This is a genomic window from Maribacter sp. MS6, assembly GCF_056839185.1.
This window is the reverse complement of the sequence record NZ_CM166389.1, coordinates 1,760,316-1,773,878: the sequence shown is the minus strand read 5'-3', so window position 1 is coordinate 1,773,878 and position 13,563 is coordinate 1,760,316. Positions and strand designations below refer to the sequence as shown.

Here is a 13,563-nt window from a genome sequence, read left to right as displayed (position 1 = left end):
TCATGTATTCTTAGTTAATAGCGTAATGTAAAATGCCTTTTTGTTCTTTTGGAGTATTCAGCTCCTTAGTACCGAACCGTAGTTTGGTTCCTTCCCCAATATACAAAATGACTTCTGAGTGATTCCCTTTGGTTATGTTACGTACAATCGCAAATCGACCCTTAAATTGAAGGTCTAATTTGCTGTTGGTATAGCTTGCTTCGGAACTATCTTGAGAAATGATATAGTCTGTGATGCGTTTGCCCTGTATTTTTGAGCTTACCTTGGCGCCCACTATTTTTTCACCATCCATTAATGGTTCTACAAGCTCAACACTTGAATTTGTTTTTGTAGAGGGTTCAAAAATCCCAATATATGGTCTTTGCCAAGCTTCGCCTTGTTGGCGTATCACCAGTACCTGTGTTTTTTTGTCTACATACCCGTTTTTGGCTTCACGGGTGGGTGGTGCCAAAGCTTTGGTATACTCACGTTGAATACCATTGGGAACAAATAGATGCATATACCGCTGGTCATATTCGATATCGAATCTAATCTTTATTGCTTTTGTGGTGGCGTCCGTAGTTTCCGTGTTTTCAAAATAACGCCAGCCCGGCGATTTCACCACATCGCCAATATCGCTCTGATAGCGATTGGTTTTCTTTAGGGATAGTTCGTTTTCGTTTAGATCGGTCATTAGCGTTTTATCACCGATATTATGGTAGATATAATCGTGGAATTTATTTAAATCAGTCGCTTTTGAACGGAACATATCAAAATAATAGCCTGTCGTTTCGCTAGTGCGTATTGCACTTAAGGTGCGTTGCTGGTCTACATCGTTCACGGAATCATTTAAAGTTTGGGTAACAAAACTAAAGTCTTCTGCTACTCCGTCTTCCAAATGTTTGGGTTCGGCAGCGCTATTTACCACGGTGTTTTGCCATACATTGGCTTTGCCCTTCCAAGAACCCGCGTCCAACCCGTGTGAAGTGCCGTTTACAACAACCGTATTGTTGCCCGCGTACAATCTAAAATAATGTTCGTGTAAGGGTATTTGACGCTCTGGGACGGTTGGCGGAAGTCCTGCATTCGGTGCCATTACATAACCTGCCCCATAGAGTTCCATACTTATGCCCGTTAGGTGGGAATGTACATAATGGGCACCGCCAATAATTCCGCTCAAGCCAAATAGTTCGTTGTTTTCTTTCACATAGTTACGCTGTAAAGCAACCCCCGCATGTTCAACGATTACGGTTTTTTTATTGAAATTTAATCCGTCATCCAATTTTTCAGGAATGGGTAGGCCCCAGAACAATTGTAAATGGTTATAATTGTCGAAAGGACTGGAAACCTCAATTTTTGGTCGGTATCCTACATCGGCAGCATACGCCTGATGCAAGGCCATTTGTGCTTTTTCCTTGATATCTGTAAACCTGCGTCTCTCAGCGATATGCAAGGCATAGCGGTAATTTTTAGCCGTAAAATCGTTGTTTCGTTTTGAATCGCCATAACGTACAAATCGCCTATCGGGATGCCGTAAATAATCATATAGAAAATTACCGTTAAAAATGTGTTTTGCGCTTACGGTTACTTCCATTTTCGGCTTTATTCTGTCTACAATATTCAACACCATTGAAATGATTGGCATAAAACCATAACTCAATGATTCGGGCCATAGGCCTTGTTCTGTAAACATGGGTAAAATGGTATTCTTAAAAGCGTTTTGATGCGCAGTACCCTTATCCCAAAAGATATCGAACAGACGCTCTCTTTCGGTATCGTCTTCTATACAAAGAATTCCGAACAACGCCCCTGGTGCGGTTAGGATGGGATGGTTTGAAACTATTTTTCCATGTATGTCTGGCTTACCATATTCTTGGAGCACATTACCAACCATATTTTTTAATGCCCGCTGTGCTTTATCATTATCAAAAGGAATGCGCCTTTTGGTAGTCTTGTCATAGACCGTGGCACCTTCTTTTTTAAGATAGGGAAATATAAAGTCGTAAGCCAACGCAAAGTGTGGATAGGTAGTTCTAGGGTCAAAAAAGGCATTGCCGCTTATGGTTGTTGTCTGGGCGGTTTTAGCGTAAATCGCTTCAATATAGACGGTAAGAATGTCCGCAGCAAACTGTGCATACTTTAACTCTTCTGTCAAGTAGTAGAGCATACCGGCTTCCGAAGCAAGTATTAAAATTTTATTATGTCCTTTAGCGAGCGGGGAAGCTAATGACTCCGTATTTTCACTATCATTTGTGGCAAAGGGAGGAATCGAGTCTAAAACGGACTTTGGATTACGTGCGTAGACATTTAATTTGGCATCTACCCTTTGGTGCAATTGGTCTACCATACTTTTTGCCCAATCGTATTTTTCTATGGTCTCTAAAAGCTGCGATCTTTCTTCGGGAGTTGTATAAATCACAGGATGTTTTAGCGACTGGGCCGACAAGAAGAATACTTGGATAAGGAACAAAAGCGTTAAACTAGATTTCATATTATTAATTACCGTTTTGTTTTTAAGAAGCAAAAAAATCATTTGTTGAACTCGATTTTGAGAAGGCCATTAGACCTTCTTAAAATTGTAAGTAGAACTAATCCTACTTTGATATCTCGACCCTTGGGTCGATTCCTTATCAGTAAGGAATGCGCTATTGGCCTCCCTTGTCTATTGACCTAAAAATCTGATATTTAGCCGATAGTATTTGATTTTTACACTATTGAAACACACTAAGATGTCCATTCTCAAATTCGGCATTAATCCGTGGTAAGGACATTCGCGCCAAGGACGATCGATTACCGATAAAATCTTCTTAAGGATTATCCTTATGGGGAAATCCAAAATGTTGAACTTACCGGTTTTAGTACAAGCTTACCCTTTGTAAACTGTTGTCCGTTTTCTTCCATATGGGAGATGTTCATTATTTTGGAAGTGGTTCCGTTATGGGGATTCCAATTGTTTAGATTTATTTTACCCTTTAAAATCACGTCCGTTTCAATTATCTCATCGCTAGAATTGGTAAAATAGTAGATGTGTTTGCCATCCTTTATTTTATGTATATATGAGAATTTACCCATATCGGTCAACAGTTGGGGTTCAGGCGAGAACTGCACATCCGAAACGATTTGGGTACCTATTGCCGCAGCAAGGGTTTTCTTGTTTGGGTTGGGGATAAACACCGCCTTTCCTCCATTATCATTTGTAACAGTTAGTTCTTTAGGCTCGTGGACCACGGAAGGGTCTATCCCAAAAATTTCCTTGATCAAATCTCTTACCTTTTCATCTTCGCCCATTTCCGAAGATTTAAAAGGGAGTTGCGTTGTTGAAATCACCAAACCGCCCTTCTTATAAAAATCCTTAATTTTATCTAAGGTTTTATAAGAAATTACATTGGCCCCGGACATAATTAAAACTTTATATTCTTGGCTGTTTTCCTTGTTGTTAAGCTTCAAACTTCCTTGTGCTATCCCATATTTTTCATCAAGGAAAAATTCTGGATGGATAAAGGTAAAATCTTGTCGAATATCGTTCGTCAACAAGCCACTAACATCTAGATAATCTGTTTCAGGCGACACAAAAAATCCTTGACGTGGATTATCGGGATCGTCAAAACGGTACCAGCCGGCCAATTCTTCAAAAGGATAGAAAACCCCAATATCTACCACACGTTTACCGCCTTGTAACAGCATACATGCCCTACCAACAAATTCGGAATAGGCTGGTAAAGCAGGGGCGATCTTTTCGCTGTAGGGTGAAACAAGGGGCGAAATGTAAACTTGTTCAGGATCGTACCATAGGCCATGTGGCACAACAAAATTAACGCCGCGCACGAATAGGTCCATTACCGAACGATAGAGCATCAATGAATCCATGGTATTTTCTTTATAGGCCCCATAAATTTCTGTGGAGACTACGGGCTTATCATAATAATCGGCAGCCGAACTGATTAATTTATGGCCGTCTTGCCCAAATTGATACCCAATAATCGCGTCCGTTAGTGGCATTGCAGTATGGCGAAAAAACTTAAAGATATCACCGTTCATATCTATCGGCGTTGGGTCATAATTCCCTGGAGGATGTCCCGTATCTTTAACACCATGGGCTTTTGCCCATTCCCCTACCAATTTTGGAAAGCCCTCAGCTAGTAATTCTGCTCTTGTCTTAAAAAAAGCGTTCCGTACCGATTGGGTCTCCGCTCCTATATCGTACCACAATGCAGGATAGTAGGGTTTAGGGTCATACCCATTAAGCTCCTTGAACTTTTCATTAAATAATCCCGTCCAAGTCTTTGGATGTTTCCAAAATCCTACATCGTCAAAAAAGGTAGTTTTAATCGTGTTGCCAAAATAGCTGCCAAAACGTTCGTAATATTTGTCATAGGTTAGCTTGATCATTTCCCGTACCGCCGTGGTATCTAGATAATCTACCACAGGAAAGGCTTTGTGATGGCTATCAACGAACATAGGAAAATACATGATTCTCCAATTTCCCGGAGGTACCTTCCAATTCAGCTTTCCGTTCGCAATATGAGAACTAAGGTCAATACGCTCAAGGCTTTCCATGTTCATGGCCACGGCAGAAAGTAATTTACCTTCTGGCAAAGAATCTACAAATTGTATTGGGCCTATAATTTCTTTCTCGACCTTATCAAGCCTTTTCATGGTATGCTGGGGAAAAAGCTCGCCGATTTTTCCCCCAGCCATTCCGGAGGGAAAATCATTATCGTCGTATAAAACCACTTGCATATCCAATTCCTCGGCATTGTTAAGAACATCTTGAAAACGCTTTAGGTATTCTTCAGAAAGAAATTTGGGTGTGGTGCCCGGTCTGCCATCCTTCTTTGGGGCCAAGGGCAACACACTTATTCCTGAAAAACCACCAAGTTCTCTGGCGTCTTTCATCTGTTTGCGAATGCCTTCCGTTGTCATTTCACCATTGATATGCCAAAAAGGCATCGGCTTGAATTCGTCGGGCGGATTCTTGAAACGGTCTTCAAAAGCGGAATTGGAACTGGTGCATCCCATTAGGAAGAAAACCATTACAATGCCTATTTGCAGTTGTATTCTCATAGAGGATTCCTTTGGTTTGGTTCAGAGCGTTACTTCCCAGCCTTTTGCATATTCTCTACCCCATAAACTCAAAGCTTTGATATCTAGCATCCTACCTGTTTTGGAGTCTATGTCAAAACCGTTTCCGATTCTGTAGGCGACATTGCCGAAATGGACCAAGGCCATACTTTTAGACGCGTCATCAATAGGTGCTTGAAGTGCTTCTTTACCTCTAATCGTCTCGAAAAAGTTCTGCACGTGCACCGTGGTCATTCCTCCGCCACCGCCTAGCTCGATACCACCTTCTTTTGTTTTTGCATTAACCTCCTTGACCAGATTACCACCCCTGTCGTAAAGTCTGTACAGGTCGCGATTCACGTAAACGCTGCCTTCGCTGCCGTAGATAATGGTACCTCGACCGCCCCCATAGGTATTGAAACCGTTTCTACTTTTACCATCCCAAGTTATTGTTGTATTATTATCAAAACTAAAGGTAGCTTCCATAGTATCGTACATTTCCCATCCGTCATTGACAAAGGCCGTTTTAGTACCATTGGCCTCTACATGATTGGGGAAATCTACCTGCAAGGCCCAACGTGCCACGTCCAATTCGTGCGTACCATTATTTCCTAATTCAGCTGTCCCATAATTCCACCCGTACCAATGCCAATTGTAGTTCCAAGTTTCGGAAGTATACTCTCGGCGAACGGCCGGCCCCTGAAATAATTCCCAGTCCAACCCAGCCGGAATAGGAGTAGATTTTTGTAACGGCACTTCGCCACGTTTGTTGCTAAAAAAGGCAAGGGCCTTGTATGGTGTACCGATAACGCCATTATGAATTTCTTTAATGATATCAATTGTGTGTTGTGCGGAGCGTTGTTGATTTCCCATTTGAACGACTCTGTCGTACTTCTTTTGTGCAGCAACCAACAATTCATTTTCGGCCATGTTATGGCTACAGGGCTTTTCTACATATACATGCTTGCCTTCTTTGAGCGCCATGATGGAACCAGGGGCATGCCAATGATCTGGAGTTAAATTAAAAAAAGCATCTACATCCTTATCTTCAAGTACTTTTCTAATATCGTTTTCAAGTCTTGGAGTGTAGCTCAATCGCGAAGCCATTTCTTTTGCGGCCTTTGTACGTTGACTTTCCATTACATCGCAGAGGTAGCGTAACTCTACATTGTTGGTCTTCATTTCAATGGGCGTATACATTGCACTAACACGGCGGCCCAAACCGGCAATAGCAACATGGATTCTATCATTTGCTCCTATTATTTTACGGTAACTCTTGGCCGATAGGCTGGCACTACCCAATAATGCACCGGTAGTTCCTAACGCGGTTTTTTGAATAAAACTTCTTCTAGATGTTTTCATTATGGTAATTCTTTAATTTTTATATTCTTGTAATACACTTTGTCACCATGATCTTGCAGGAGTATATTTCCTGTTCTGGCTTCACCAAAATTGGGCCAATCCTTGTATTTGCTTGCCGCTACTTGGTCTTTCCATTGGTCCCCCGCTCTGTTATATTTGACCACCAAGATACCATTGAGATAGTGTTCCACATCATCTCCGTTTACTATGATGCGCGCGCGGTTCCATTCATATTTATTAACTCTCTTGCTCGTAGATTCGTATGGGTTAAAGTTGTGCGCATTGGCCGTAATTAAATCATAAAGAGAGGCTAGCGTACGATTACCGTTAGTCCCCATTTTTGCATCTGGGTGCAATTTATCGTCTAGAATCTGATATTCACAACCGATGGACGACCCTTTTCCTTTGTTCAGTTCTGTGTCCACAAAATATTTGATTCCACTATTGGCACCTTCGGTTAGCTTGAAATCGGCTTCCAATTCAAAATTCCCATATTTTTTCATGGTAACAATATCGCCGCCATTCTCGGATTCGGCGCCACCGGAATCCGCCACTACCAATTCTCCGTTTTCTATGGACCAACCTTCCTCAGGAAAGCCAGTCAGTTTAGCACCCCTCCAGCCTGTAGTAGTTTTACCATCCCAAAGAAGTTCCCAACCCTCCGATTTTTCACGATCTGTTAGCGTATTCTTTAAATAGCTGTTTTGAACTATTTTAGTATCGGTAACTGTTTTGTGTTTATCTAGGTTTGTTGTAGCAATCTTGATGTTTTTAAATTTGACTTGACGGCCATTGAGTTTTTCAGGACATGCATGTACTTGCAAGCCTATAAATCCGGAGGCATCTACAGCATCAATCACGTCCGCTGTTTGAATACCGTTGATCCAGATTCGCAAACTATTTCCGATAGCCTCTACACGACACGTATTCCACTCGTTTAATTTAAAGGCGTTTTTAGCTTCGGGATTCCGCTCTAGGTTATAGATCCAACCTCTGCGCGCCTCGTCAAAAATTCCTCCGGACCATTTACGTGCAGATGGATCCATTTCCACTTGATACCCGTGCACCCTGCCATCTCTATATTCAGGCTTACTTTGAGCCCTGAACATTACGCCCGAGTTGGTTTCCTCCCCCAAATGTGCTTCGAAGGTGAGAATAAAATCGGAGTACGTTTCTTTGGTGCATAAAAAGGTGTTAGGAGTACCCGATTGATAGGTGCCAATGATAACGCCATCTTCAACGCTAAACGGGGCCGTACCATTTTTAATTTCCCAACCGTCAAGGTTTTTACCATTGAACAAAGGGGTAAAATCACTTTTTTCCGTAGTACAGGATATAGTGATTAAGCTAAAGCATAACATGCCGATAATAGAATTTTTCATTTGTAGTTATTGATAGTTTTGTTCTTAATTAATTCGAAAAAATAATTCAGCATTAGTTGTTAGTTGGATTTTCAACGTACCTCTGTAATATATGTTTAACATCGCCTACGGTTCCTCGTTGAAGACCTCCATTCGTAGCACCAGTAATCCAATACAATACCATGCCGGCATCCGAGCAATCCCATTTGCCTTTTTGAAAACGTACCACATCATCCACCTCTGCTATTTTTCCTTGTAGCCATACCCATTGAATTCGAGGGTCCGGATGGTTTTTGGCCCAATCCCATTCTGGGAGATTCACCTTTAAATTTATATTCTGATCTGGAATACGGACTTCCTCCACCCCAAAATCTAAAATTTGCTGCCACGTATAAAAATCTCCTGCATCATCGTTGGCTGGGTGATGTGTGACCACTTTTACATATTCATGTTTTTCTTTTGAACTAGCGTCTAGGGCAAGTCCTATGATGTCCGGCTCACCCGCTTCTACAATCCAAAGTGGATTTTTTTCGCTAGATGCATTTATGGCATTGGCTAAATCTTTAACGGTTTCTTCTTGTTGCCATTTTGCATCAAAAAAGGTAAGCCCATCAAAACCTCCCCATCTTCGGGCGGTGACATCACAAGCAGTTTGCATCATGGCATGGCGTTCTTTCTCGGCGGCCTCGGAAATTCTATCTACACGTACCAAGTCACAACTATGGGAGTAATGCACCAAGCGATTTTCTAGTCCGGCTGATTTTAATAAGGCAAGGGAAACCGCTGTACCTCCAAGGTCATCAGGGTCTGGTGAGTTGCCATCAGCTACAATAGCAATGCGGCCTACCGGTGGTTTAATGGTTGGTTCCGTTCTTGTAGTAAGCTGGTCCGAATTAGAAAATGGGGTGTTTTGCACTTCTTTTCCTTTGCCAACAGGAGCGAAAATAATACCGGACCAACGCCCTCTTGCCCATTCTTTGCCATCGGCACTTCCTATTATGGAAATGACGGTAATTTTATCGCCTTTTTCGAATTGCACATTCTCCCAAAGGGCATTAAAATCCCCCCCTTCTTCGAATACTCCCTTTGAAAGAGGTGGGGAGTAGTTTCCTAATTCTTCGTCATTAAGTAAAATAGTAAATACCGATTGCCCATCGCTTTCGCCCACGGCAACAAAAACCATATCATAATTGCCTTCTTTAAAATTGAATGTACTTATGGTTTTAGCTTCTTTTCGTTCATTAGGATTGACTGCTAACCATTTGCCGCCGGCATCTTTGTAAAAACCCGTTCCATCAATTTGAAAATCATCGACAGGAAGAGTTTTGTTCTCCAAAACGGATGCCGAAATTTGTTTAAAATACGATGCCAAGGGCCACATCGGAATTACTTTAGGCCCCTCTTCTTTTGGTATATAATTAGGGTCTTTGGTCAGTAAAAATTTATCAAATTCAAAGCCATCTTCCCGCATGCTGAATTGAATGTCATGAATACCGGGTTTAGGAATGTCCAAATAAATCTCTTTGGCAACACCGCAATGCACTTCTTTCGTTCGTTGCTTGCTTTCCCAAGTCCATTGATTTTTTCCTTCACACCATTGCATACGTTGGCCATGATCTGGCCACGCTCCGTTCAGTCCCACATGTATACCGTTATCTTCGCCACCGGTGCTGAAAGCCCGCACCCAGACATAATAGCGACCTGGATTATGTATTCTCACTTTGTAATGCAAAACACCCATTTTACCTGGGTTGTTGGAAAAATTTTCTCCACGAATAAGTGTATCGGCATGGGTTACCCTAGAGTCAGGTAATAGTTCAAGGTAGGTATTATTACTAGCGCCGGTTGAATGGGATGGGTCTTCATCAGGACCTATTACAGGAATTTCATGAGTCGTTGTCCTATACCATTGTCTAATTTCAGACTTACTTTGCTTATGAAAATATTCAGCTTCAACCGAAACCAAGCCGTCCTTTTCTAAAAACATATTATTTTTATCAATAGTTGCAACCGTCAACTCTGAGTTCTGGCCGTTTACTACCAAATAGGACACTGCTAACAGCGCAATAAGGGAGACTATTAACTTAGGTTTCATTTGTAAATGTTAATTCGTGTTTGAGCCATGATCCCTGCTGTTCTAAAATGAATTAATCACTAGTTTGATTTCATGTTTTCCCGGGTCCAATCGTACGGAACCAAAAGCAGCATTTACTTTTTTACCATTATGCATGAGTTCCTTTCCGGGTGCTGGCGCGATTTCAAATTCGGCCACCATATTTGCTGGAATCTCAATCGTGTATACTTGTAATCTTTGATTTTTAAACTCGTACTTTCCTTTAATGGTTCCCTTTATTGTCGGCACTTCAATACTGCTATTCTTTAAGTCGCTCATCTGTGGTTTTATGGCAGCAATACCAAAACCGGGAGTTTTAGGTTTAATTCCCCAAAGGCCACGTGGTATAGAATTAGCAGGTACAGCGCCCCAAGCATGGTTCCAATCTAGATTGTTCTTGTATTTTAAATCCCAAGCTTCTAATGTAATTGTTGAGCCGATACGAATCATATTATACCAACTTCGGTCGCTGGTATCGGTCAAAAGGTCCAAGGCATAATCTGCTGCTCCGGCATTATAAAGTCCATCCATCAAATATTGTGAGCCGTAAACACTACAGGCCATTCCGCGAGATTTAACGTGCTCTACAACAGATGTGATATGTTCTTCAGGAACCATATTAAAAGCTAGCGGCAGCATGTTGGCATGCAATGCGGCATGGTCTGTACCGATTCCATCTACGTAAACACCCCGTTCGGCATCGAATAGTTGTTCGTTGACCGCTTTTTTGGCTTTTAAGGCACGGAGTTTAAAATCCATCGCCTCCTGGGTTTTGCCCAATACTTCAGCAAACTCGGCCATGATGTTCATGTTTTGATAGTAAAATGCATTTACGACCGTATTGTAATCCTTGAAAACATAACCATCTCGTTCGCCTTTGTTAGTAGGGTCACCGCCCCAACCCGCAGATGGCCAGTCGACGATATCTCTAAACGTCTCTTTCATTTTCTTAGGAAAACCTAAATTTGCCATTAATTCAGGGGTCATCTTCGTAGAGGTTATCAACCCATCTTCATTGGCCAATTCGTAAAGCGTTTTATACTTCAGTTGCTCGTAGTATTTTTCAATTAATTCCGTATTACCGGTATACATATAATCTGCGTGGAACATTAAAGCTACATGTTGCTGCCACTCCGTTGGCCATGTGGGGTGTTCCATAAAGTATTCAATAGTTTGGCGTGCAATTGCATATTCGCGATCTGTTGTATAATGACTCAACTGGTTTAAATAGGCATCGGCCTCATAGGGAATTCGTTCTCGGTCACCGTCCACATAGAGACCGTTAAAGGTTGTAGCCTTAATCGAATATTTGCATAAATCCCAGACTTGATTTAGAATGTCATCTGAACTTGTAAAACTACTGGCATCCTCTTCCCAATAGCTGAAATGCGCCAGTTGTTTAAAATTGTCCGCTGTAATTTCTTCTTGCGCGCCTTCCACTTCTGCATACCTAAACGGCATTAAAACAGGAAATCCCTCGGGAAGTGGCAATGCCTTACCTGGCAAGGTGTTTCGCTTATCGACCTTTACAGGCAGCTGATATTCTGTTTGTCCTGGTTTAACGGGAACCTCTATTTCTTGATAACGTATATGACTCTTTTTAAAGGGTTCTCTATTGATATTCTCACCTTCTAACTGTTCACCAATTCTGAACGTCAAGGTATGTGCCGACTTTGCATTGTATGTAAAATCGATGGTGGCAAACGCAGATTTTCCAAAATCCATAAAATAAAAATCCCCTCTGTTTTCAAAAGCAATAGGTGCTATACGTTCCACATTAAAACTATTGGCGGTAGTGATAGTTTTTTCAGGGTTCCCCATCGTAAAGGCTTGCGACTCCGAGTATCGTGATAAACGGTTGTCTTGATCCCAAATACGGACTTTCCAATAATACGTTTTGCCTGGTTCTAGTATAGTTCCGGCATGTTCTATTTCAGAGGAAGCGTTCGTTCGTACTTGTTCACTATCCCAAACATCCCCGATATTATTGTTGTTGTTTTCTTCGGATGATGATACCAATAATTGATAGGCCGACTGTGAAACAGCACCGTCGGGAACAACCCAGCCGAACTCTGGCTTGGGGTCTATTATGGAAACGTCTTCTGTGTTCCGTATCCATTCTACAACCAAATCCATAGGCCCTTTGGAATAGGCATCTGAAAGTTCTAGAATCATTCGGTTTGTTTTTCCTCTGAATACACTCAGTTTATCAGAAAATTTAGAATCTTTCGCAAGGTTATTGATTTCTTTTGGGTCGTCTTTTAGGTTGTAAAGTTCCTCAATAGATTGGTCATTGACGTATCGAAAATATTTCCAGTTTTTTGTGCGTACACCCTCGCTTGGCGGAATGTTCTTGAATTCCCAAATGTGTTCGATAAAAGCGGTATCCCTTTGAATGGAGTTGGTCTCACCTGAAACCAATGGCACCAAACTTTTGCCTTGCCAGCCTTTTGGTTGCTGTAGGCCAGCCAAATCTAAAATCGTGGACGGCACATCAACATTCAATGCCATTTCACGGCTATCTTTTTGTTTCTTTAATCGTGGGTCGTAAACAATCAATGGCACCCTAACGGAATTATCATAGAGCAACCATTTGCCGGATAGTTGTCTCTCGCCTAGGAAATAGCCATTATCACCCATTAAAATAATTATGGTATTTTTCTCGAGTCCTTTTTGTTTAAGCTGTTCCCTGATTTTCGCAATCTCCCTGTCAATACCTGAAAGCATTCGATAATACCCTTTTACGCTGTGTTGGTATTTTTCGGGGGTATCATAACGCCAGTACCATCGCGTTCTATTAAAGCCTTCACGTACAATTTTAGGTTGTGCTTCAAAGTACTTGTCCTCACCTAGGTCTGGACCCGGCATGGTCATATTTTGTAATAAAGCATCGGACTCCGGTTGCCAAAAGTACTGGTCTTCCGCTGGGTCATGCGCATGTGGTGCGCTAAAACTCAAAGAGAGGCAAAAGGGTTCATTAGCGTTTGCATCAGCAATAAAATCCATCGCTTTTTGGCCTGTGTATCGGGTCAAGTGAACTGTATCTTTTCCTAGTGTTTTGTAGTAATAACCACGTCTGTCTTTGTATTGGTTGTTACGGTCATAGGATTCGTATTCGTCGAACTGTTTTTCCAAATCATCATAGCGAACGCCATATTTGCCATAAAACCCAGTTCTGTATCCGTTATTCTTTAAGATTGTAGGATAGGAATTTGCCATATATGACTCTCTAATGGTCCCGGTCTGAAAGTTGAAATTATGTTTCCGTTCATAGAGTCCTGTCAAAATAGTCGCCCTACTTGCGGCACAGATGGGTGTAGTCACCATTGCATTTTCAAAATAGGTTCCTTCTTCCGCTAATTTATCCATTTCAGGAGTGGAAATGAGGTCGTTACCTGCATAACCAAGAGCGCTATAGCGCTGATCATCTGTTAAGATAAAGATGATGTTGGGTTTTTGAGTTTGTTTTTTTTGAGCTTTTATAGGAAGTATATAAACACAAAAAAGTACTATTAATAAAACTCTCATTCTTATATATGTGTGTTAGTTGATAGGTTGTTACATGTGCGCCTTTTTATTCCTTAAAATGAAGGTAGAAGCAAATCGAAACAGTCGTATTCAAACTTAGGTTTTAGCTCTAAATAAGCCATCCTGTGCTGTCCTGAAAACCTTGGCTAATAGGTAATT

6 protein-coding genes are annotated in these 13,563 nt (G+C 41.5%); all 6 read right to left on the bottom strand.

Annotated elements, in window-relative coordinates:
- Positions 1-10 precede the first annotated feature (10 nt).
- Positions 11-2,470 (bottom strand): endo-acting ulvan lysase-like protein, encoded by a 2,460-nt coding sequence (locus MS6x_RS07905; protein ID WP_482606659.1) that lies wholly within the window; start codon positions 2,468-2,470, stop codon positions 11-13.
- 329 nt (positions 2,471-2,799) lie between these two features.
- A complete protein-coding gene (locus tag MS6x_RS07900; protein ID WP_482606657.1) occupies positions 2,800-5,043 on the bottom strand; it encodes a glycosyl hydrolase in 2,244 nt (747 codons plus the stop codon).
- Positions 5,044-5,064: 21 nt separating this feature from the next.
- Positions 5,065-6,402, bottom strand: coding sequence for a Gfo/Idh/MocA family protein (locus tag MS6x_RS07895; protein WP_482606655.1), 1,338 nt, complete (start codon positions 6,400-6,402; stop codon positions 5,065-5,067).
- Positions 6,402-7,784: a 3-keto-disaccharide hydrolase gene (locus MS6x_RS07890; protein ID WP_482606653.1), complete on the bottom strand. Its 1,383-nt coding sequence runs from the start codon at positions 7,782-7,784 to the stop codon at positions 6,402-6,404. Before MS6x_RS07890 ends, MS6x_RS07895 begins: the two co-directional genes overlap by 1 nt.
- Before the next feature lie 52 nt (positions 7,785-7,836).
- Positions 7,837-9,858 (bottom strand): hypothetical protein, encoded by a 2,022-nt coding sequence (locus MS6x_RS07885; protein ID WP_482606651.1) that lies wholly within the window; start codon positions 9,856-9,858, stop codon positions 7,837-7,839.
- Between the two features lie 42 nt (positions 9,859-9,900).
- Complete coding sequence (locus tag MS6x_RS07880) at positions 9,901-13,404, bottom strand: sulfatase-like hydrolase/transferase (protein ID WP_482606649.1); 3,504 nt, start codon at positions 13,402-13,404, stop codon at positions 9,901-9,903.
- Positions 13,405-13,563 lie beyond the last annotated feature (159 nt).

Coding starts and splice junctions, on each gene's coding strand:
- MS6x_RS07905 (WP_482606659.1), bottom strand. CDS start 2,470: ATGAAATCTAGTTTAACGCTTTTGTTCCTTATCCAAGTATTCTTCTTG.
- MS6x_RS07900 (WP_482606657.1), bottom strand. CDS start 5,043: ATGAGAATACAACTGCAAATAGGCATTGTAATGGTTTTCTTCCTAATG.
- MS6x_RS07895 (WP_482606655.1), bottom strand. CDS start 6,402: ATGAAAACATCTAGAAGAAGTTTTATTCAAAAAACCGCGTTAGGAACT.
- MS6x_RS07890 (WP_482606653.1), bottom strand. CDS start 7,784: ATGAAAAATTCTATTATCGGCATGTTATGCTTTAGCTTAATCACTATA.
- MS6x_RS07885 (WP_482606651.1), bottom strand. CDS start 9,858: ATGAAACCTAAGTTAATAGTCTCCCTTATTGCGCTGTTAGCAGTGTCC.
- MS6x_RS07880 (WP_482606649.1), bottom strand. CDS start 13,404: ATGAGAGTTTTATTAATAGTACTTTTTTGTGTTTATATACTTCCTATA.